This window comes from Chryseobacterium sp. Tr-659 (assembly GCF_011752975.1).
Taxonomy (GTDB): domain Bacteria; phylum Bacteroidota; class Bacteroidia; order Flavobacteriales; family Weeksellaceae; genus Chryseobacterium.
This window is the reverse complement of record NZ_VWWP01000002.1, coordinates 39,719-60,033: the sequence shown is the minus strand read 5'-3', so window position 1 is coordinate 60,033 and position 20,315 is coordinate 39,719. Positions and strand designations below refer to the sequence as shown.

Annotated in this window: 20 protein-coding genes; 8 read left to right on the top strand and 12 right to left on the bottom strand. The window is 35.9% G+C overall.

Features of this window, described 5'->3' with window-relative positions; all coding sequences use genetic code 11:
• Window positions 1-158: 158 nt before the first annotated feature.
• The 6 genes from F3J23_RS04500 to F3J23_RS04475 form a co-directional block, all read right to left on the bottom strand.
• Entirely contained in the window at window positions 159-920 is a 762-nt protein-coding gene (locus F3J23_RS04500; protein ID WP_167024777.1) for an MBL fold metallo-hydrolase, read from the bottom strand.
• Window positions 921-1,168: 248 nt separating this feature from the next.
• Window positions 1,169-1,711 carry a Crp/Fnr family transcriptional regulator gene (locus tag F3J23_RS04495; protein WP_167024773.1) on the bottom strand — a complete coding sequence of 181 codons (543 nt, stop codon included), beginning with the start codon at window positions 1,709-1,711 and terminating at the stop codon, window positions 1,169-1,171.
• 16 nt (window positions 1,712-1,727) lie between these two features.
• Window positions 1,728-3,713 (bottom strand): urocanate hydratase, encoded by a 1,986-nt coding sequence (locus F3J23_RS04490; protein WP_167024771.1) that lies wholly within the window; start codon window positions 3,711-3,713, stop codon window positions 1,728-1,730.
• Window positions 3,714-3,991: 278 nt separating this feature from the next.
• Window positions 3,992-4,285, bottom strand: a complete 294-nt coding sequence (locus F3J23_RS04485) for a hypothetical protein (protein WP_167024768.1) — start codon at window positions 4,283-4,285, stop codon at window positions 3,992-3,994.
• Window positions 4,286-4,336: 51 nt separating this feature from the next.
• Window positions 4,337-5,320: a 2-hydroxyacid dehydrogenase gene (locus F3J23_RS04480; protein ID WP_167024765.1), complete on the bottom strand. Its 984-nt coding sequence runs from the start codon at window positions 5,318-5,320 to the stop codon at window positions 4,337-4,339.
• A 367-nt stretch (window positions 5,321-5,687) separates the two neighbouring features.
• On the bottom strand, window positions 5,688-6,338 hold the full coding sequence (locus F3J23_RS04475) for a protein-L-isoaspartate(D-aspartate) O-methyltransferase (protein WP_167024762.1): 651 nt from the start codon (window positions 6,336-6,338) through the stop codon (window positions 5,688-5,690).
• Between the two features lie 116 nt (window positions 6,339-6,454).
• Between F3J23_RS04475 and F3J23_RS04470 the strand changes: the two genes are divergently transcribed.
• From F3J23_RS04470 to F3J23_RS04445, 6 genes are all read left to right on the top strand, one after another.
• On the top strand, window positions 6,455-7,423 hold the full coding sequence (locus tag F3J23_RS04470) for a Gfo/Idh/MocA family protein (protein ID WP_167024759.1): 969 nt from the start codon (window positions 6,455-6,457) through the stop codon (window positions 7,421-7,423).
• A gap of 399 nt (window positions 7,424-7,822) precedes the next feature.
• Window positions 7,823-9,553, top strand: a complete 1,731-nt coding sequence (locus F3J23_RS04465) for a cellulase family glycosylhydrolase (RefSeq protein WP_167024755.1) — start codon at window positions 7,823-7,825, stop codon at window positions 9,551-9,553.
• A 65-nt stretch (window positions 9,554-9,618) separates the two neighbouring features.
• A complete protein-coding gene (bla-A, locus tag F3J23_RS04460; RefSeq protein WP_167024752.1) occupies window positions 9,619-10,497 on the top strand; it encodes a CGA/CIA family class A beta-lactamase in 879 nt (292 codons plus the stop codon).
• 31 nt (window positions 10,498-10,528) lie between these two features.
• Window positions 10,529-10,939 carry a hypothetical protein gene (locus tag F3J23_RS04455; protein WP_167024749.1) on the top strand — a complete coding sequence of 137 codons (411 nt, stop codon included), beginning with the start codon at window positions 10,529-10,531 and terminating at the stop codon, window positions 10,937-10,939.
• A gap of 9 nt (window positions 10,940-10,948) precedes the next feature.
• On the top strand, window positions 10,949-11,845 hold the full coding sequence (locus F3J23_RS04450) for a 3-hydroxybutyryl-CoA dehydrogenase (protein ID WP_185156435.1): 897 nt from the start codon (window positions 10,949-10,951) through the stop codon (window positions 11,843-11,845).
• A 45-nt stretch (window positions 11,846-11,890) separates the two neighbouring features.
• Complete coding sequence (locus F3J23_RS04445; RefSeq protein WP_002977986.1) at window positions 11,891-12,130, top strand: hypothetical protein; 240 nt, start codon at window positions 11,891-11,893, stop codon at window positions 12,128-12,130.
• Window positions 12,131-12,179: 49 nt separating this feature from the next.
• On the opposite strand, the gene F3J23_RS04440 is transcribed toward F3J23_RS04445, so the two are convergent.
• The 5 genes from F3J23_RS04440 to dnaN form a co-directional block, all read right to left on the bottom strand.
• Window positions 12,180-12,590, bottom strand: a complete 411-nt coding sequence (locus F3J23_RS04440; RefSeq protein WP_167024742.1) for an META domain-containing protein — start codon at window positions 12,588-12,590, stop codon at window positions 12,180-12,182.
• 338 nt (window positions 12,591-12,928) lie between these two features.
• Window positions 12,929-15,331: a phenylalanine--tRNA ligase subunit beta gene (pheT, locus tag F3J23_RS04435; protein WP_167024738.1), complete on the bottom strand. Its 2,403-nt coding sequence runs from the start codon at window positions 15,329-15,331 to the stop codon at window positions 12,929-12,931.
• A gap of 270 nt (window positions 15,332-15,601) precedes the next feature.
• Window positions 15,602-16,219 (bottom strand): DUF417 family protein, encoded by a 618-nt coding sequence (locus F3J23_RS04430; RefSeq protein WP_167024735.1) that lies wholly within the window; start codon window positions 16,217-16,219, stop codon window positions 15,602-15,604.
• Between the two features lie 61 nt (window positions 16,220-16,280).
• Complete coding sequence (locus F3J23_RS04425; protein ID WP_167024732.1) at window positions 16,281-17,111, bottom strand: AraC family transcriptional regulator; 831 nt, start codon at window positions 17,109-17,111, stop codon at window positions 16,281-16,283.
• 281 nt (window positions 17,112-17,392) lie between these two features.
• On the bottom strand, window positions 17,393-18,523 hold the full coding sequence (gene dnaN, locus F3J23_RS04420) for a DNA polymerase III subunit beta (protein WP_123273779.1): 1,131 nt from the start codon (window positions 18,521-18,523) through the stop codon (window positions 17,393-17,395).
• Window positions 18,524-18,785: 262 nt separating this feature from the next.
• Between dnaN and F3J23_RS04415 the strand changes: the two genes are divergently transcribed.
• Window positions 18,786-19,142 (top strand): diacylglycerol kinase family protein, encoded by a 357-nt coding sequence (locus tag F3J23_RS04415; protein WP_167024729.1) that lies wholly within the window; start codon window positions 18,786-18,788, stop codon window positions 19,140-19,142.
• Window positions 19,143-19,229: 87 nt separating this feature from the next.
• Window positions 19,230-19,685: a lipocalin family protein gene (locus tag F3J23_RS04410; protein ID WP_167024726.1), complete on the top strand. Its 456-nt coding sequence runs from the start codon at window positions 19,230-19,232 to the stop codon at window positions 19,683-19,685.
• A gap of 65 nt (window positions 19,686-19,750) precedes the next feature.
• Here the strand turns inward: F3J23_RS04410 and F3J23_RS04405 are convergent, their stop codons facing one another.
• Window positions 19,751-20,209 (bottom strand): GyrI-like domain-containing protein, encoded by a 459-nt coding sequence (locus F3J23_RS04405; protein WP_167024723.1) that lies wholly within the window; start codon window positions 20,207-20,209, stop codon window positions 19,751-19,753.
• Between the last annotated feature and the right edge of the window lie 106 nt (window positions 20,210-20,315).

Below are 20,315 nucleotides of genomic sequence, written 5' to 3'. Positions count from 1 at the left end.
ATCTAAAATCGTCTTATAATGTTATACATCTATAAGAATGATAATGGGAGCTTTTAAATAGGTTTTGGCTAAATCCAATAGCATCCATCTCAAAAAAAACGGGCTAAAGCCCGTTCCTATTGAATTTTAAATTACGTATCTCTTCAGAGTACTATTATTTAAGATTTTGCCAACACGGCTCCGTCCTTCAGAGTCAGATATTCCTGCCCTACTTCTTCTGAAACGTTCTTTAAATCCTCCTGACTAAACTCTTGAGGAATATAACATTTCTCATGGGCAAACAACCCGTAATGAATAGGCACAAGCTTTTTAGCATGCAGAAGATGAGCTGCCGTGAAGGCTTCTTTCAGATTAAGGGAAGCGGCAACCGGACTGTATTCCAGCCCGATAATCTCAAAATTAACCACAACACCATTGACAGGTAAAAATGCATAATCAATGTTTGGATTTTCCTTTCCAAGTGCCCAGAATTGGTTATGCCAGATTGTATCTCCGCCGTGAAAGATTTTGGTAGTTCCGTCTTCCACGATCCAGGATGATTGTATTTCCCCTATTCCATCCATTGCAAATACAGGTTTGAAGGTAATATTGTTTTCAGTAAAAGTTTCATTCAGATCCAAAACAATCATTTCAACATCTTCTACAAATTTTCTTACCAAATGCTCCAGCCCCGCATACACAATCAGCTTACCGTCTTTCTTTAAACATTTCCCAATCACTCCTTTATCAAAATGATCCAGATGTAAATGGGTAAACAGAATATAATCTGCTTTTACATCATCCGAGAATACAATAAGATCTTCCACCGCATCTCCTAAAACGGGTTTGTAGTAAGAGAAGTCTTCTGCTGCGTCTATTAATACAGTTTTGTTGTTAGAAGTTAATTGAATGCCTGCCCAGTTTAATTTTTGTATTTCCATACTCTTTCTTTTTTTCAGCAAAGGAAGGGAGTTATGGAAGGCAAGACAATAAACAAAAGATAATTAATGAAGTTGTTTTGGGGTTGGAAGATGAGAGTTATTGAGGTGATAGAACAGCTATACCTTTTTTTTGTTTGAAATGGTTCACCAATTTAGTTATTAAACCTATAGAAAAGATGAAGAGTGACGGCAACCTCCAGTTCCCCCTCTTCCAGCTTCCGGCTTTTTTGTTCTCCTCATCCAACAGACTACATAATCCTCTTTCTGATTCTGCTTAAAGAGATTGGAGTAATCCCGATGTATGAAGCGAGATATTTTAAGGGAATATTCTGGATATAATGAGGTTTATTTTTTAAGAGATACTCATACAAATCCTGAGGCGTATTTTTCAAGAGCAGCATTTCTCTTTTCATCGCTGCATTAAGTTTTCTATTCAGATAATAATTCTGAACGAAGCGGCAGCGCGGGTTTACAGTAAACAGGTCTTTCACCTCATCAAGGGTAATTTCCCATGCCAGCCCGCTGTTGATGGATTCGTAAACCGCATCAGATTCTTTTTCTTCAACGGTAAAAATATCACCGGGAAAATAAAACTCCGCACAGATCTCGGTATCGATATCCGATGTGCTGTTGATATAATATTTCCGGACAAGCCCATCTTCTACAAGATAGGCTCTATTGTCCGGGAATAAGTTTTTTTTTGAAAATCCAACTTCAGCAAACTTTTCCCATACAGGGTCATCATCCTCTACATTAAGGTGTGAAAAAAGTTTTTTGTTGATAGTTGCCAATGTTGAATATTATGTATTATAGTAAATTTTCGTCTACGAGGTTAGGAAGGGTTACTTTCAGATTCGGTTCTGCTTCCATAGCTCTTTTAATGGCGAAAACAGCGCCTTCATTTCTTGCCCAGCTTCTTCTTGAGATTCCGTTGTTCACATCCCAGAAAAGCATAGATTTCAGTCTTCTGTCGGCATCATCACTTCCATCCAGCAGCATTCCGAAACCTCCGTTGATAACTTCTCCCCAGCCTACTCCGCCACCGTTGTGGATGGATACCCAGGTTGCACCACGGAAACTGTCACCAATCACATTGTGGATTGCCATATCTGCGGTAAATCTTGAGCCGTCATAGATATTGGAAGTCTCTCTGTAAGGAGAATCTGTTCCTGAAACATCATGATGATCTCTACCCAATACTACAGGTCCGATTTCCCCATTTTTAATGGCTTTATTGAAGGCTTCTGCAATTTTCATTCTTCCTTCGGCATCTGCATAAAGGATTCTTGCCTGAGAACCTACAACCAATTTATTTTCCTGAGCACCTTTGATCCATTGGATATTGTCTTTCATCTGCTGTTGAATTTCTTCCGGAGAATTCTTAACCATTTCTTCCAATACAGCGCATGCAATATCATCCGTTTTCTTCAGATCTTCCGGCGTTCCACTGGTACATACCCAACGGAAAGGTCCGAAGCCATAATCAAAACACATAGGTCCCATAATATCCTGAACATAGCTCGGATATTTAAATTCTCTTCCCAATGTAGGATTGTCTGCCATTACATCAGCTCCCGCTCTGGAAGCTTCCAATAAAAAGGCATTTCCGTAATCAAAGAAATAAGTTCCTTTTTCAGTATGTTTGTTGATGGCTGCAGCATGTCTTCTTAATGTTTCCTGAACTTTTTCTTTAAATAATTCAGGGTTTTCTGCCATCATTGTATTAGATTCTTCGAATGTTTGTCCTACCGGATAGTAGCCACCAGCCCAAGGATTGTGAAGGGAAGTCTGATCTGAACCGATATCAATTCTCAAATCCTCCTGATCGAACTTCTCCCAAACATCAACAATATTTCCAAGATAAGCCAGAGAAACAGTTTCTTTGTTAATCTGCGCTTCTCTTACTCTTTTTACCAGTTCATCAAGATTTTCATGAATCTCATTTACCCATTTCTGATCGTGGCGGATTTTCGTAATTTTTGGATTCACCTCAGCACATACAGTTACACAGCCTGCAATATTTCCTGCTTTTGGCTGAGCTCCACTCATTCCTCCTAATCCTGAAGTTACAAAAAGACCTCCTTGCGGCTCTTTCTTAATTTTTCTGAAAGCATTTAAAGCAGTAATTGTTGTTCCGTGAACAATCCCCTGCGGACCGATATACATATAACTTCCTGCCGTCATCTGTCCATATTGCGTAACGCCCAATGCATTGAATTTCTCCCAATCATCCGGTTTTGAATAATTCGGAATCATCATACCATTAGTAACCACTACTCTTGGAGCATCTTTATGAGACGGGAACAACCCCATAGGATGTCCCGAATACATAACCAGAGTTTGCTCATTGCTCATTTCCGACAGATATTTCATCGTTAGCAGATACTGTGCCCAGTTCGAAAATACAGCTCCATTTCCACCATATGTAATCAGTTCATGAGGGTGCTGAGCCACAGCATAATCCAGGTTATTCTGGATCATCAGCATGATTGCTTTTGCCTGCTCAGATTTCCCAGGATAATCTGTAATTGGTCTCGCCTTCATTTCATAATCTGGTCTGAAACGGTACATATAAATTCTTCCATAATCCTCCAATTCCTGCTTAAATTCAGGAATCAGTTCTGCATGAAACTTAGGATCGAAATAACGTAATGCATTTTTCAATGCCAGTTTCTTCTCTTCTTCTCCTAAAATTTCTTTACGCTTCGGAGCATGGTTAATATTGGTTTCGTATGGTTTCGGTTGTGGCAGCTGATTAGGAATCCCCTGCTGAATCTGTTCTTGAAATGTCATATTGCTATTTAAAGGTCTATGTTTTAAACAATGTTTGAAGTTTTAAAGATATTCAAATTAGAAAATATAGGCAAGGGGGAAATCGATAAAGGTGAAAGGGCACAATAGCCGATTTGCTTACTCACAGTAAAAAACAAAAACACTCTTATTTTAAATACTATATTTGAAATAAAACACCACCATTTCCCTCCCATTGCCTTTACCTCAAACAGCCGTTATTTACTACAAAAAAACCTTACTGAAAATCAATAAGGCTGGTTTTTGTTTATCGTAAAAGTTTAAGTTAACACATCATCGTTTTCCTCTTCGTGGTCATCTTCATTATCGCTGAGACTCCAATAGTTATTTTCTTCATCTTCTTCTCCTATTTCCTCCATTTCATCATCGTCTTCAGCTCCGGGAATATCGAGGCCCTTATCAATTTTATCTTCATCAAAATCTTCATCCATAATCGGGTTTCCGTCTCCATCAAGCGGGATATGCTTTTCTCTTTTGAATATATCTTCGTTGGGATTATAATTCATTTGTTCTAACCTCCTGTTTTGCTCATTACTATTTTTCTCTGGTGCCATGATATTAAGGTTTTAGATTTATAAAGTTAAAACAAAAATAATTCCAAGTTATTATAAAATGGGAGAATAAACTTCAGGATTAGCACAATGGGGCATCTTTTCACCTTTTGAAAAAGCGATAATATTTCCGGCCGCGAGTCTTGCCATTCCATTGCGGGCTTCAATTGTTGCTGAGCCAATATGTGGAAGGATACAGACTGTTGAAAGTTCTAAAATAGGATCATCTACCTGCATTGGTTCCGGATGGGTTACATCCAGGCCGGCACCCCATATTTTTTGATCAACCAAAGCCTGATACAGATCTTTCTGGTTATGAAAACCACCTCTTGCTGTATTGACAAAAATTGCATTGGGCTTCATCTTTTCAAATACGGAACTATTGAACAGGTCTTTATGTTCCGGTGTAAAATTAGCATGAACACTTAATACGTCAGAATTTTCAATCAGCTCTTCGAAAGATACATAAGCCGCTCCAAGTTCTTTTTCTGCTTCTTCATTATGACGGCGGTTATGATAAATGATGTTCATTCCAAAAGCATTCTTTGATTTTTCCGCCATTTCATACCCAATACGCCCTAATCCGAAAATCCCTAGTGTTTTCCCGTAAAGTTCCTGCCCTAAAGCATGTAAGGGATCGAAAGTGCTCCATTTTCCATCTCTTACTTTCTGAAAGTTATAACTTGCTCTTCTTGCCACCGACTGCATCAACAAAAATGCAGTATCGGATGTTGCTCTGCTTAAAACATCAGGCGTATTTCCAATCGGAATGTTCCTTTCACTTGCTTCTTTGATATCAACATGATCAAATCCCACGGAATACAAGGCAATGGCTTTAACATTAGGACAAGCTTCAAAGAAGTTTTTGTCATATTTAAAATCTGCGCCTATATTCAGAATTGTATCTGTATTTTTACAATAGTTCAGCCATTCTTCGTAAGAAAGGTTTTCGTTTTCGGGGAATAGTATTTCCAGTCCTGCTTTTTCTAACATGGCAATTCCTGTTTCCGGAATTCTTTTATTGATAAAAACTTTCATTACCTGCATTGTTTTGTTAAATGAAAAACCTCACTCGCAAAAGTAAGGTTATTGAACTTTAATATTAAAAATTATTTCTTTTCATCTGAGTGGTATATTCAAAATCTATATCACTTTCCTTAATGGAAATTTCAATAGTGAGGGTCTTAATTCCATCAATTTTCATTCCGAAACAGAGTTTAATATTTTAAATTTCGGATAATTTTAAAGTATAAAAGAATCTCTTAAAAGTAGGCTCTTCTATCACTAAGCAATCACAAAAGTCTAATTATTTTAAGTTTTTTTTTGATCGAAAAGTTGCTTATAGCACTGGTGTTTGAGACCGGCACGTCCACCAATTCCGTTAGATTTCTATATCTGGTTTGTTTTACTGATTGGTATTTCCCAGCATAGGAACAAATTTATATGCCCCGAATTCTTCTTTTTCAAATTCTGTAGGACCTACTTTCGTGAATCTGTACAACACCTGCTCATCGGTAGGACCTAATGGAATAACCATTTTCCCGCCGACTCTTAATTGCTTTAATAATTCTGTAGGCAAAGTAGAGGCTCCACAGGTTACAATAATCTTATCAAAGGGCGCAAATGTCGGAAGTCCGGCAAAACCATCTCCAAAGCTTTGAAACTTAGGATACAGATGAAGCTCTCTCAGCTTCTTTTTTGAAAAATCAAACAGGTCTTTTTGCCTTTCCACGGTGTATACATGAGCCTTCATTGCCATTAAAACAGCAGTTTGATACCCGCATCCTGTTCCAATTTCCAGTACTTTCTCTCCTGCGCTTACCTGTAACAGCTCAGATTGTTCCGCTACCGTAGAAGGATGGGAAATGGTCTGATGTGCCAGAATTGGGAAAGCCCTGTCTTCATAGGCAAAATCTTCAAAAATACTTTCGATGAAGAGATGTCTCGGAACTTCACTCATTGCCGAAAGTACATTTTCATCCGAAATTCCAATTCTGTGTCGAAGGTATTCAACTAAAATCTTTCTTTTTCCTTTATGTACAAACGAATCCTGCATCCGACAAAAGTAAGAAATTAGATTTTAGATTTCAGGAATTAGGGAAAAGAATTATCCACAAAAACTACTTCTACAATCTAACTTCTTTCTTATCTTTACAAAAATTTAATACAGGTATGTTAAAAGCAGGTTTGGTAGGTGCCGGACACTTGGGAAAAATACATTTAAAACTTCTTAATCAGTCAGATAGATACGAGTTTGTAGGTTTCCATGATAAAGATGTTGAAAACGGAAAGAAATTAGAGGCCGAATTCGGATATAAATATTTTGAAAATTTTGATGAATTGCTGGATCAAATCGATATGCTGGATATTGTCACTCCGACAATCTATCATTACGATTATGCTTTAAAAGCGATAGAAAAAGGTCTTCATTTCTTTATTGAAAAACCGGTTACCCAAACCCTTGAGCAGGCAGAAGAAATCCTTCGCTTATGCCAGGAAAACGGAATTAAAGCGCAGGTAGGACATGTTGAAAGATATAATCCTGCTTTCATTGCTACAAAAGAATATATCAACAGTCCGATGTTCATTGAGATTCACAGGCTGGCAGAATTTAATCCCCGTGGTACGGATGTTTCCGTGGTATTGGACCTGATGATTCATGACCTTGATATTCTCTTGAGCATGGCAAAATCCAAAGTTAAAAACATTCACGCAAGTGGAGTTTGTGTGGTAAGCAAAACTCCGGATATTGCCAATGCAAGAATAGAGTTTGAAAACGGATGTGTAGCCAACCTTACCACTTCCAGAATCTCTATGAAGGCTATGAGAAAAAGCAGATTCTTCCAGAAGGATGCTTATATCTCTGTTGATTTCCTTGAGAAAAAAGCTGAAGTAATCAGAATGAAAGACGCTCCTGAAAATCCTACTCCTTTTGATATGATTATTGAAAATGCAGATGGAGAGAAAAATCAGATCCTTTTTGAATATCCGAATATTCAACCTAATAATGCGATTCTGGATGAGTTAAATTCTTTTGCTGATGCAATCACAGGTGATAAAAATGTTGAAGTATCTCTTGAAGACGGAACTGAAGCATTAAAAGTAGCCTTAGAAATCATGAATTTGATTAACCCAAAATAAAATATACGCTGTCTTATAGCGATAATGATTACAATGCTATCTTATAATCAAAAGAAAAATGGTTATAGGATAGCATTTTTTATAAGATATATTCCTTCTGATAAGAGCTGTCATTCATTTTTAAATTCAAAAGAATGATTTTGCATTAATTACTACTTTCCAGCTTTAAGAATTGCATCATAAAAATTAAAATTTATTGATTCGTTAATAAAAATCTCTTTTCAAAATAAAAAAACAATATATTTGAACAACAATTCAATAAGCAGTTGAAATATTTTGTTTTATATACACCATGGATTTTCACCAGAATGAACAGTCTGAGTACAGACTCTTATCGTGATATGCCATTAATTATGAATACATTCTAAATCTCCCCCACTATTTAAAATCAAAACAATTATGAAAAGAGCCATTTTATTATCCGCCTTATTATTGTCTCAATTTGGGACATCACAATTATTAAAGACCTCAGGAAAGAAAATTATTAATGACAAGGGTGAAAACATTCAATTAAGAGGGCTTGGTTTGGGAGGCTGGATGCTTCAGGAAGGCTATATGCTGAAAACAGCTGATTTTGCAGGACCTCAATACAAAATCAAAGAAAAAATAAAGGAGCTGATTGGGGAAAACGGAATGAATACCTTTTATAAAGCTTACCTTAAAAATGGAATTACTAAACAAGACATCGATTTTCTGGCAAAAGCAGGATTCAATTCTATAAGGCTTCCTATGCATTATAATCTTTATACTCTTCCTATTGAAAAAGAGCCTGTAAAAGGTAAAAATACCTGGATAGAGGAAGGTTTTAAAATGACTGATGATCTTCTTCAATGGTGTGCGGCCAATAAAATATATCTTATTCTTGATCTTCATGCGGCACCCGGCGGGCAGGGAAATGATGTGAACATCTCTGATAACGACAAATCAAAACCTTCACTTTGGGAAAATGAAGAAAACCAGAAAAAAACAATTGCCCTTTGGAAAAAGTTAGCAGAGCGGTATAAAGACAGTCCGTGGATTGGAGGTTATGACCTTATCAATGAACCCAATATTAATTTTACAGGAAAAAATCCGAATGGAACGGATGAAATGTCTAATGCACCGCTTTGGAAACTGCAAAAAGATATAACTGCAGCTATCCGGGAAGTGGACAAAAAGCATATTATTTTTATTGAAGGAAATGGCTGGGGAAATAATTATAACGGATTGATTCCGATCTGGGATGATAATATGGCCTTCAGTTTTCATAAATATTGGAATTACAATGATGATCAAACCATAAAAGCAGCATTGGATCTGAGAGAGAAACACAATATGCCGATATGGCTCGGGGAAACCGGCGAGAATTCCAATGTATGGTTTACTGAATTGATTCAGCTTCTGGATAAGCATAATATCGGGTATGCCTTCTGGCCTATGAAAAAGATTGATAATATTGCAGGAATTGCGAATGTGAAAACCACTCCGGAGTATGAAAAGTTATTGCAATACTGGAAAAACGGAGGCGAAAAGCCTTCTAAAGAATATGCTACAAAAGCATTGATGCAGATTGCCGATCATTACAAATTCAATAATGTGGAAATCAAAACCGACGTTATTGATGCTATGTTCAGACAGGTTACGGATGATTCTACCAAACCGTTTAAGGATCATCAGATTCCGGGAAGAGTTTTTGCCTCGGAATATGATCTCGGGAGAATAGGAAGTGCTTATCAGGATCAAGATTTCGTTAACCTTTGGGTAAGTGATCCTGCCAAAAGATCAGAGTGGAACTCTGGCCAGCAGATGAGAAATGATGGTGTAGATATATATCAGTGTAATGACACAATAACCAATCAGTATTATGTTGGCAAAACCGAAGCCGGCGAATGGCTTCAGTATACGCTCAACATTCCGGAAGAGAGAAATTATATTTTTAATATCAGATATTCTTCCATTAAAGATTCCAGGATCAAAATTGTAACATCTGCCGGAAAGGTTCTAGCATCGGTTTTAGTAAATGCTACAGGAGGAAATGAAATCTGGAATATGGGTTTTGTAAAAAATATTCATTTTACGAAAGGAGAAAACAAGATCAGAATTCTTTTTGAGAATGATGGTTTAAACCTGAATTATTTTGAACTAAAATAGCGATAATTATCTTAAATTGCAGCTCCCATTTGATATTCAAACGGGAGTTTTTTAATTCTATCTTTATGAGAAAAACAGCATTTCTTTTTATTCTGATCTCTGCATTTACATTGGCTCAGACCTCAGCATTGGAACAAAAAATAAGTTCAATTCTGAAAAATAAAAAAGCAACCGTAGGAATTTCCGTCTCCGGATTTGAAAATGGATTTACTTATAACAGAGATGCGGATAAAAAGCTTCCGATGCAGAGTGTATTCAAATTTCATATTGCTGCAGCAGTTTTGAATGCTGTAGACCATGGGAAACTATCATTAGACCAAAAAATCCCATTAAATAAATCAAATCTGCTGGAAAATACATGGTCTCCGCTCCGCGATAAATATCCTGACGGAAATGTAGGAATCCCATTAAGCGAGGTGATTGAATATACTGTTGCCAAAAGTGATAATAATGGATGTGATATTCTCCTGAAACTATTGGGAGGAACACAAGTTGTTCAGAAATTTACGGACTCTAAAGGAGTCAAAGATTTTCAGATTAAGTATAATGAGGAAGAAATGCACAAAGCCTGGAATATTCAATATGAAAACTTCAGTACAACAAAGTCAGCAGTTGATGTGATGAGAAAATTCTATGACGGAAAATTATTGTCGAAAAAATCCACTAATTATCTGATGAAAGTGATGTTATCCACTTCTACGGGATTAAACAAAATAATAGAACAGCTTCCTAAAAACACGCCCGTCGCCAGAAAAACGGGATCTTCCGGAAAGAATAAAGAAGGTTTAACAGGGGCTGAAAACGAAATCGGAATCATTACACTACCCAATGGCAAGCATTATGCAATAGCTGTATTTGTCAGTAATTCAATGGAAACGGAAGCTGACAACTGTAAAATGATTTCAGACATTTCAAAGACTGTGTGGGATTATTTTAATAAGTAAAATTTTAAGCTTATTTTTAAACCGATTTAAAATGAAAAAAATAATAATAACAGCCGCTCTTTTTTCTTTTGCATTCTTTTATTCACAGAAGAATCAAAATTATTTAGAAGTTGGCTATGCCAGCATATGCTGTGGTCCTCCATCTGAAAAACCGGTGGTAAGTTATCTGAAAGAATTTAAAAGGAAAAACCGGGTCAAAAGCCTTGAAATACTGATGCAAAGCAGATTGGGAAGAGAGGGTGAATACAAATTGTATATCGGGACGGATTTCCTTTCAAAAAATCAAAAAAGCAGGCTTATAAGAGGGCTTATGGCTACAGTATCCAACCAAAATAACAACAAGCAGCAGCCCAATAAAGGAAATGTGAATTTCGATCCGGAAATTATTGTTTCTCAATCGGATCTTACGGATGCAAAAAATTTAACTATCTATAAAAAATAAACGAAAATGATCAAAAACATTGTAGTTATCGGAGCAGGAACCATGGGGAATGGTATTGCACATACTTTCGCACAAAGCGGGTTTAAAGTAAATCTTGTAGATGTGTCTCAGGAAGCTTTGGACAGAGGTTTGAAAACCATTACTACCAATCTTGACAGAATAATTGCAAAGGGAAACCTTACTGAGGAGCAAAAAGCTGAAACTTTAGGAAACATCACTACTTTTACCGCACTTAATGATGCAGTGGGAAGTGCAGACTTAATTGTAGAAGCTGCAACGGAGAACCTTGATCTTAAATTAAAGATTTTCGGCCAAATGGATGAATTGGCACCTGCAGGCTGTATCCTGGCAACCAATACTTCATCTATTTCCATTACTAAAATTGCTGCTGCTACGAAAAGAGCAGACAAAGTAATCGGAATGCACTTTATGAACCCGGTTCCTATTATGAAGCTGGTAGAAATCATCAAAGGATATTCTACTTCCAAAGAAACTTTCGACTCCATCTATGAGATGAGCAAAACTTTAGGAAAAGTTCCTGTAGAGGTAAATGACTACCCTGGTTTTGTTGCCAACAGAATCTTAATGCCTATGATTAATGAATCTATTGAAACTCTTTATAATGGTGTAGCAGGTGTAGAAGAAATTGATACGGTAATGAAATTAGGAATGGCTCATCCAATGGGGCCGCTTCAACTGGCAGACTTTATTGGCCTTGATGTATGCCTTGCTATTCTCAATGTAATGTATGACGGATTCAAAAATCCTAAGTACGCTCCAAACCCATTGCTTGTAAACATGGTGACAGCCGGAAAACTTGGAGTAAAATCAGGGGAAGGGTTCTATGATTATTCTGAAAGTAAAAAAGCTGAAAAAGTTTCAAAAATGTTTTTGAACTCATTTTAAGTCAATAATTTTATTTATCTTTGAGAAAGTTAAAACATTAAAAAAATGAAATTACCAAAGTTTTTATTAGCAGATAATTCGGAATTTCCAGAGGATCTATTCGTGGTTCATACAGAATATCCAAGATTTATCTTAAACGTTGAGGAAGAAGAAGTTGAGTGGTTAGATGATCTTGAGGGTGATGATGAAGAAACGATGGCAGATGAGGCTACGAAAGTAGTAGAAGCAGCATTTAAATGGTGCGATGAGGAGCTGGCTAAGTACGACGAAGAAGAGGAAGATTAATAACACTCTAAACATAAAAAAGGAACTCCAAGGAGTTCCTTTTGTTTTTTTATTCTGATTTATTGAATTTCAATAATAAAAGATTGTCTTTATAAAGTTCTAAGGTATTTCCGGAAATCACATATTTATTAGCTTTTCCCATCATATCCATGAAGTTCTGCTCTACCCCGATGTTATTACACATCATTTTTGTAGCTCCCATTTGTCCAGCTTCAAATGCTCCGGTAGCCGGGTCTATTTTAGCCGTTCCGAAGTAATTGTTGCAACCAGCATTTCCAGTGATCTTTTCCCCTTCAATATTCAATGTAGGAATTTTACCTTTTACATTGTCAGCCAATGTCCATTTTGTGTTGGCAAGAGCCGGCTGGGCTTTTCCTACTTTAGACGCAGACGGGCTTGTCATAGATCCACATGAAGCCAATACTGCTGCTGTACATATACTTAAAAAAAGATTTTTCATTTTTTTCTTTTTGAATTAACCCAAATTTACGGAATTTATATTATTTAAACGGGTTACAGTGAATTTTATTATTCTTTAACAGATGGTATTTTTAATATTTTCCCGAGATGTTTTTAAGGGTGAAAGCTTGCTGAAACTCCCGCGGAGTGATGAAGAGACGAGGCAGAATATTTAGAGAATCATTCAATAAGAACGGACTTTAGCCCGTTTATCTAAAAACAATATTCAAATTGCTCTAGCCGAAACTTATTTGTACATTTTTATAAAATTAATTAAAAATAAAAAACGGACTTTTTTAAGTCCGTTTCAATTATAATAAAAATAAATATTTTCACTTATTACGATCTCAACTCTGCGTTGAATTCTTTCTGGAAAGATTTGATCAAAGAATCCATCACTTCGGTGATTTCTTTTTCCTCCAGTGTTTTTTCTTCATTTAAAAGCTCAAAGCTCATAGCATAAGACTTTTTCCCTTCAGGAAGATTCTTTCCTTCATACACGTCAAACAGATTAACGCTCTTAATGAACGGAGACTTGTTTTTCTTAGCAGTCTGATAAAGATCCTGATAATTTACATTCTTATCAATCAATAAGGCCAAGTCTCTTCTGATTTTATTGAATTTCGGAATGTCTTTGAATTTCAGTTCGTTTTCAGAGCGTAATTTCTGAGCCAATTCCAGTTCAATTTCCGCATAGAAACAGTCCTGATCAATATCAAAGTCTTTCAATAAAGCAGGAGCTACCTTCCCTATTCTTACCAAGGCTTTTCCATCTGCTTCATATACCAGTGCATCAGAGAATCTCTCGTCAGATAAAGCCACTTCTTTATAACTAACCGCAAGCCTTTCCAATAAAACTTTTACATAGGCTTTAAGGTTATAAAAACTTACCGCAGATTTAGGCTGAAGCCAGTTTTCCGCAACATCTCTTCCTGAAATAAGAATCGCCAACTGCTTTCTTTCTTCGTATTTATCTTTCTTGTGATAGATCTTTCCGAATTCAAAGAATTTGATATCCTGATTCTTTCTGTTGATATTATAAACGGTATTCTGAAGAAGTCCTTCCAATAAAGACTTTCTCATGAATGCCAGATCATTGCTTAAAGGATTCAATAGTTTTACCGCATCTGTTTCATCTTTTACAGAAGTTAATGAATTATTCATTACTTCATTGAAACCAAGACTTTGTAATGCTCTTGCCCAGCTGTTTTCCAGTTCATCCTGATCATTTGCACTTAGCTTCACCGGAGTAAATGAAATTTTCTGTGGAGCATCAATCTTATTGTATCCGTAGATTCTTAAGATTTCTTCAATAACATCAATTTCTCTTGTTACATCTGCTCTGTATGCAGGAACAGAGATCTCAAAACCATTAGGAATTTCGTTTAACACCTGAATTTCCAACGCTTTTAAAATTTCTTTTACTTTCTCTCTGTGAATTTTTGTTCCTAAGATCTGTTCAATTTTTGAGAATCTCAAAATCACATAATGATCTTCAATTTTCTTAGGATATTCTTCCAATAAATCTCCTACCAGTTTACCTTCTGCAATTTCCTGAATCAATTTGATAGCATGAGTAATAGCCGTTCTTGTAAGATTCGGATCTACTCCTCTTTCAAATCTGAAAGAAGCATCTGTATTCAAACTGTGTGCTTTTGCTCCTTTTCTTACCGCAACCGGGTTAAAATAAGCGCTTTCAAGGAATACGGTCTTTGTAGTTTCAGCGACTCCTGAGTTCTCACCACCGAAAACTCCGGCAATACACATTGGGTTATCTTTACCGTCTTTGATCATGATTTCAGAACCGTTCAATGTTCTTTCCACCCCGTCAAGAGTTGTAAATTTAGTTCCTGGTTTTACGACTCCTACTTTTACTTTTTTGTCTGCAATTTTATCTGCATCAAATGCGTGAAGCGGTTGTCCGTAACCGTGAAGAATGTAGTTGGTAATATCTACAACGTTATTAATCGGGCTTAATCCGATTGCTTTCAGTCTGTCTTTTAACCAAGATGGAGATTCTGCTACTTTTACATCTTCTATAACAGCTCCGATATATCTTGGGCATAATTCAGCATCTTCAATCTCCAGTGTAAAATCGTGGCTACCTTCATTATTTAAAACTTCAGAAGCTACTTTATTAAACTGAGATTTCTGTTGATTGGTAGAAAGATAAGCGTGCAGATCTCTTGCAACTCCATAGTGAGACATTGCATCGGTTCTGTTCGGTGTCAGTCCAATTTCAAAAACCTCATCATTGGTTAACTCAAAATAATCTGCAAAGTCTTTTCCTACTTCATATTTTGTTTCATCCAACACCATAATACCTCCGTGATCTTCGCTAAGGCCAAGCTCATCTTCTGCACAGATCATTCCCTGAGAAACTTCTCCTCTGATCTTTGCTTCTTTAATTTCAAAAAAGTTTCCGGTTTTGTCATAGATTTTTGTACCAACAACTGCTACAGGAACTGTTTGTCCTGCTTCTACGTTAGGAGCACCGCAAACAATGTTCAGCACTTTTCCGTTTCCTACGTCTACTGTTGTCTTTTTCAGTTTGTCAGCATTCGGATGCTTTTCGCAGGTTAATACTTTACCTACTACAATACCTTCCAGGCTGCCTCTTACGCTTTCAAATTTATCTATCCCTTCAACCTCAAGACCTATATCTGTAAGGAATTCACCGATTCTTTCAGTTTTCAATTCCGTTTTTACAAAGTCCTTCAGCCAGTTGTTTGATATTTTCATTTGTTTATCTATCTACTTTTTTAATTGGTCAGATGAAACCTATGGCTCCTTCTTCTCTATTTTGAAATTTTTATTTGGATTTTCACGTAAGTTTTCACGTAAAATTTCACGGTACAAATGTCGTGTTTTTTTGAGAAATAGCGAAATTTAGAAACAATTTTAAGATAATTAATTTTAGTTAACTCATCTTTCGCGGATAGAAAAAATCTCCTAACAACCGTTATTATCTCACTATTAAAATAAATTCAGGAGAATCAATCCGATAGCGGTTTATCTGCCGGACGATGTGATTACCTTTTTCAAGCTGTCAGAGAAGAGAACCAATCCACCAGCCATCATGATAATATCTTTCAATACCAGTCGCCCTGCGCCGGACAGATAGGGGAAGCCATACTGCGGTGTAGGATAATCCCCTCCTAAATTGGGAACGTATACTTCAGGGGTTGTAATCAAAAAGGATAAGGTAACCAATGACATTAAAAATGTTAAAGCTCCCCCAACAGCTCCAATTTTAGGGAACCAAATTCCTGATAGCACCAAAAATCCGATAACAACAATCATTGTACCCAACCCATAAGAAAAGGTATAGGTTCTGTTTTCTGCATGCCATTCAATATTTTTCTTTACTACTTTTCCTTCCGGATTTTTATAAAGTGTATATTCTGAAACCAGTTTTTGATCTTCATTCATTACTTTATTGCCTGCATTTTTATAAAAGAAGCTCATTAAAGGACTATTAGCAACAAAGGGAACAATTCCATCAGCTTCGTACTGGAATGCTTTAAGCCCGCCAATCCAGGCCATCACAATAAAAATTGAAATTCTAAGGAAATTGAAAAAATAAGAATCGAATCTTAACAAGCTGTTGTATAATCTACTGTTCTGCATATGTTTATTTTTTACAAAAGTATTCACATGCATGAAGCCTTACCATAGATATTTGAGGACATTACATGGATATTTTCGCCACCACAGAGATCCCTACTTTTTCCCTGTATTTTTTCGGCGAACAGCCTACTGATTTTTTGAAATACCTGCTGAAATAAAATTCATCCGCAAATCCTAGTTCCGAAGCAATTTCTTTCACAGAACGATATGTCAAATGCAATAATTTTTTAGATTCCAAAATAATTCTTTCATTAATAAGCTGCGTTGGGGTCTTGGTAAATTCTTTTTTTACTGCTTTACTCAACGCATTGTTGGTTATACTCAGCTTATCACTGTAAAATGACAGTTCCTTCTGACTTTTAAAATGTGCTTCCAGTAGTTTTTGAAATTCTGCAGCATTTTTATTCGGAAGTTTATCGTTAGAAGCCATACTGTTTTCAATACTGCTTTTCTGTTTACTTCCAATGGCCAGAATCAGCTGTATATAGGTTTTGATGATCGATTCCGAGAACTGATGCTTTTCAGATTCTTCTTTTTTGATATGATTAAAAAGCTCAAGGATATATTCATAGTTCTCTTTTGTAATTTCTATCCCGGGATTCAGATAAATATTATTGAAAAGAAGCCCGTTGCAGGCTACTTCTTCTTTATGATATTCTATGCAGTAAAAATCTCCATGAAAGAAAAGGATATGGATATTTTCATCAGACTCCGAAGCAAGCTTTAATTTCTGATAAGGAGAGAGGAACAAAATATTGTATCCGTAATAGGAATAATTGATATCATCCACAGAGTAAATCCCAGAACCTTTCCATAATACAACACTATAGTTTTCAGTGGAAAAATCTGAAAGAAGATCTGAAGTATGATAATTCTGTATTTTTATTTCCATAATCTAAAGATGCTAAAAAAAGCTTTACTGCAAAAATCTGAAATCAACTTATTTAAAGACAAATGATACAATTTTATAAGCTTATTTAAAATACAGATGAGAAATAAGTTCTGATTTTAAAACACAAATGGTACGATTTATACAACTCCTAATTGTGATGTTTGTGAAGACAATTAGTGAAATTAATGTTTTAAACGGTTCGAAATATTTCACCAGTTTTGAAATTCCTATAAAGAATAAAAGCCGGAAAACTCCGGCTTTTATTTATTTTATTGTTAATCTTATAATCCGATTACCGGCATTGATAACATTAAGATGTTTTCGTTTTCTTCAAGACCGTCAAGAGGTTCAATGATCCCTGGTCTGTTAGGTTGAGACATTTTCATTGTGATATCATCAGAACCTAAGATCGTAAGCATTTCAGTTAAGAATTTAGAACTGAATCCGATATTGATATCTTCTCCGTTGTAATCACAAGGAATCTGCATGTCTGCTTTGTTTGCATATTCTGTGTCTTCTGCATGAAGATGAAGAATGTTTCCGGAAAGCTTAAATCTTACCTGGTTGGTAGACTTGTTTGACATGATAGAGGCTCTCTTAATAGCTCCCAACAAAAGGTTTCTGTTGATCGTCAATACATTTGGGTTTTCTTTTGGAATTACTGCTGTATAGTTAGGATATTTCCCATCAATCAGTCTACAGATCCAGATGTGCTTATCAAAAGTAAATTTAGCCATATTCTCATTGAAGTCGATTTTCACATCTTCATTGGAGCTTGCCAGGATATTTTTGAAAATATTCAAAGGTTTTTTAGGCATGATAAACTCCATTGGCTCGGCATTCATAAGGTCTGCTCTTTTGTACACCACTAATCTGTGGGAGTCTGTAGAAACGAAGTTGGTTTCGTTTTCTCCAAACTGGAAAAGCACCCCTGTCATTACCGGACGAAGAGAATCATTACTTGTTGCGAATAATGTATTGGTTAAAGCTTCAGACAAAACTCCAGCCGGCATTGTTACACTTTGTGAAGCGTCAAATTCCGGAAGCTCAGGATAGTCATCAGCATTATCTAATGCTACTGCGAAATTATCTTTTTCATCTAAAATCTCAAGCTGGCTTCCTGTTCCTTCCGCATTGTCTTTTACCACAAATGTTAAAGGCTGTTCGCCATAGGTCTTGATAAAATCCTGAAAAATTTTAGCAGGAACAGCAAATTTACCTGAGTCATCAGACTTTACTTCCAGAGAAGTAACAAGAGTCGTCTCACCGTCAGATGCTGTAATGGTCACATTATTTCCGTCTAATTCAAAAAGATAGTTTTCTAAAATCGGTCTCGATTGAGAGCTTGATATTACGCCACTTACAGTTTGCAAAGCCTTCTGCAGTTCACCACTTGAAATAATAAATTTCATAGATTTATAAAATAAGTTTCTACAAATATAATAAATACATACAACAAAGAAAAAAATAATCGGGAGGAGTTTTTAACAAACATCATCAATTTGTTTTTACACCGAATGTTACGTTCAGATTTCCATTGCTTTTCTTATTTCTGATAAAATAATGGCAGGAAGACCGCTCCTCTTTTGTTTTTCAATCTTGTATTTCAAATATAGCAGAAAAAAATTATAATCAAAATACAAAACCTATCTTTGTCTGAAAAGTTTTTAAATCATGCAAAAGCCACCTATCCATAAAAGTTTTCTGAATGCTTTCAGAGGTGTTTGGGTAATGATAAAAACGGAAAGAAATTTCCAGATCGAGCTTTTGGCTTTTGTTATCAATATATTTCTCATTTTTTATTTCAGGCTGAATGCCATGGATACAGCACTTATTCTCATAGTCTCATTTGCTGTTCTGAGCGCCGAAATTTTCAATACGGCCATTGAAAAGATATGTGATATCATTCAACCGGATTTTGACAAGAGAATCGGTTTTATTAAAGATATTGCAGCAGGTGCTGTGGTATTGATGGCGATTGCAGCCGCAACAGTGGGAATTCTTGTATACCGAAAATATATTTTCAGCTGATTAACATCATAAAATATCTGTCAGATTTTGCCTTTTGCTCGTATACTTCAATGAATAATTTTCATTAAGTTCGCGGAAATTTAATTTATGAAGAAGTTATTAGCAGCAGCTTTGGCAGCGGGCATCTTTTCATCCTGCAGTACAGATGATGAGTCTTTACCTATCAACAATCTTCCCGACAACACTACGAATGTTGTAGGAGTATGGAAGATACAAACTGAATATTTAGTTTCCGGAGTAGATAAAGCAACCGTTATTAAGGAATATGCCCCTGATGATTGTAAGAAAAAAAGTACTTATGAATTCAAAAATGATGGTAAATATTATCTGATTGATTATAATAGTGTCAATTCAGGATGTCAGAAAGTTGAAAATACTTTTAGCTACACTTATTCTTCAGCCAGTATGGAACTTACCATCGAAAATAATACAGTCAAAGTTCTTGAAATTTCTTCCAACACACTTACTTTATTAGCTCCAAATAATGAGGATAGTAACGGGGATGGAATTAACGATTATACAAAGTATCTTTTATATAAGTAATTTGTTTTAATAGCAACCCTTATAGCTTTTTTAAGTCTATAAGGGTTGTTGTTATTTTCAGGATTTTATTTTACAGCGATTAAAATATCGACCTCTGCATCTGAAGGATTCTGTGCTTTTTCTCCGTACACTTCAAAATCGGTGGTGAATACTCTTCCCAGATCCATTTCCCAGATTTTCAGCCATTCATTAATGATCAAACCTTTTGAGAGGTCTCCTTTTGTAGTAAATTGTATATAATTTCCCCCGTCAAATGAATACCCGGCCATTCCGTCCGGGATATGGTCAAGACTATCCACTTTACATCCTAAAACAGTTGTATAAGGCTTTGTATGGTCTTTTTCATAATCAGTGTAAATGGAATAAATGGTATTGTCAATCTTATTCGGAATTTTATTCTGAATATCTTCTTTGATCATTTTTTCCCATAAAACAGGGATGTCCTTTGCTGCCTGCTCATTTTCATTAGTTGTTCTTACTGAAATTCCTATGACCTTAAAAGGTTCCACTTTTACGTTATTCATTTTTTTGATTTTTTTGTTGTAGAACAAAGATAAAGGCAGGTTATGACAAGGGGCTGTCAGTAGATAAAAAAAAATTGATTCAATATACTTTTTTAAGTTTTGGCTA

What these genes read in the sequence shown, in the direction of transcription:
- F3J23_RS04485 (WP_167024768.1), bottom strand. Translation starts at nt 4,285, where the DNA reads ATGGCACCAGAGAAAAATAGTAATGAGCAAAACAGGAGGTTAGAACAA.
- F3J23_RS04500 (WP_167024777.1), bottom strand. Translation starts at nt 920, where the DNA reads ATGGAAATACAAAAATTAAACTGGGCAGGCATTCAATTAACTTCTAAC.
- F3J23_RS04445 (WP_002977986.1), top strand. Translation starts at nt 11,891, where the DNA reads ATGAAATTACCAAAGTTTTTATTAGCAGATAATTCGGAATTTCCAGAG.
- pheT (WP_167024738.1), bottom strand. Translation starts at nt 15,331, where the DNA reads ATGAAAATATCAAACAACTGGCTGAAGGACTTTGTAAAAACGGAATTG.
- F3J23_RS04410 (WP_167024726.1), top strand. Translation starts at nt 19,230, where the DNA reads ATGAAGAAGTTATTAGCAGCAGCTTTGGCAGCGGGCATCTTTTCATCC.
- dnaN (WP_123273779.1), bottom strand. Translation starts at nt 18,523, where the DNA reads ATGAAATTTATTATTTCAAGTGGTGAACTGCAGAAGGCTTTGCAAACT.
- F3J23_RS04470 (WP_167024759.1), top strand. Translation starts at nt 6,455, where the DNA reads ATGTTAAAAGCAGGTTTGGTAGGTGCCGGACACTTGGGAAAAATACAT.
- F3J23_RS04440 (WP_167024742.1), bottom strand. Translation starts at nt 12,590, where the DNA reads ATGAAAAATCTTTTTTTAAGTATATGTACAGCAGCAGTATTGGCTTCA.
- F3J23_RS04430 (WP_167024735.1), bottom strand. Translation starts at nt 16,219, where the DNA reads ATGCAGAACAGTAGATTATACAACAGCTTGTTAAGATTCGATTCTTAT.
- bla-A (WP_167024752.1), top strand. Translation starts at nt 9,619, where the DNA reads ATGAGAAAAACAGCATTTCTTTTTATTCTGATCTCTGCATTTACATTG.
- F3J23_RS04415 (WP_167024729.1), top strand. Translation starts at nt 18,786, where the DNA reads ATGCAAAAGCCACCTATCCATAAAAGTTTTCTGAATGCTTTCAGAGGT.
- F3J23_RS04465 (WP_167024755.1), top strand. Translation starts at nt 7,823, where the DNA reads ATGAAAAGAGCCATTTTATTATCCGCCTTATTATTGTCTCAATTTGGG.
- F3J23_RS04425 (WP_167024732.1), bottom strand. Translation starts at nt 17,111, where the DNA reads ATGGAAATAAAAATACAGAATTATCATACTTCAGATCTTCTTTCAGAT.
- F3J23_RS04405 (WP_167024723.1), bottom strand. Translation starts at nt 20,209, where the DNA reads ATGAATAACGTAAAAGTGGAACCTTTTAAGGTCATAGGAATTTCAGTA.
- F3J23_RS04475 (WP_167024762.1), bottom strand. Translation starts at nt 6,338, where the DNA reads ATGCAGGATTCGTTTGTACATAAAGGAAAAAGAAAGATTTTAGTTGAA.
- F3J23_RS04490 (WP_167024771.1), bottom strand. Translation starts at nt 3,713, where the DNA reads ATGACATTTCAAGAACAGATTCAGCAGGGGATTCCTAATCAGCTGCCA.
- F3J23_RS04480 (WP_167024765.1), bottom strand. Translation starts at nt 5,320, where the DNA reads ATGAAAGTTTTTATCAATAAAAGAATTCCGGAAACAGGAATTGCCATG.
- F3J23_RS04455 (WP_167024749.1), top strand. Translation starts at nt 10,529, where the DNA reads ATGAAAAAAATAATAATAACAGCCGCTCTTTTTTCTTTTGCATTCTTT.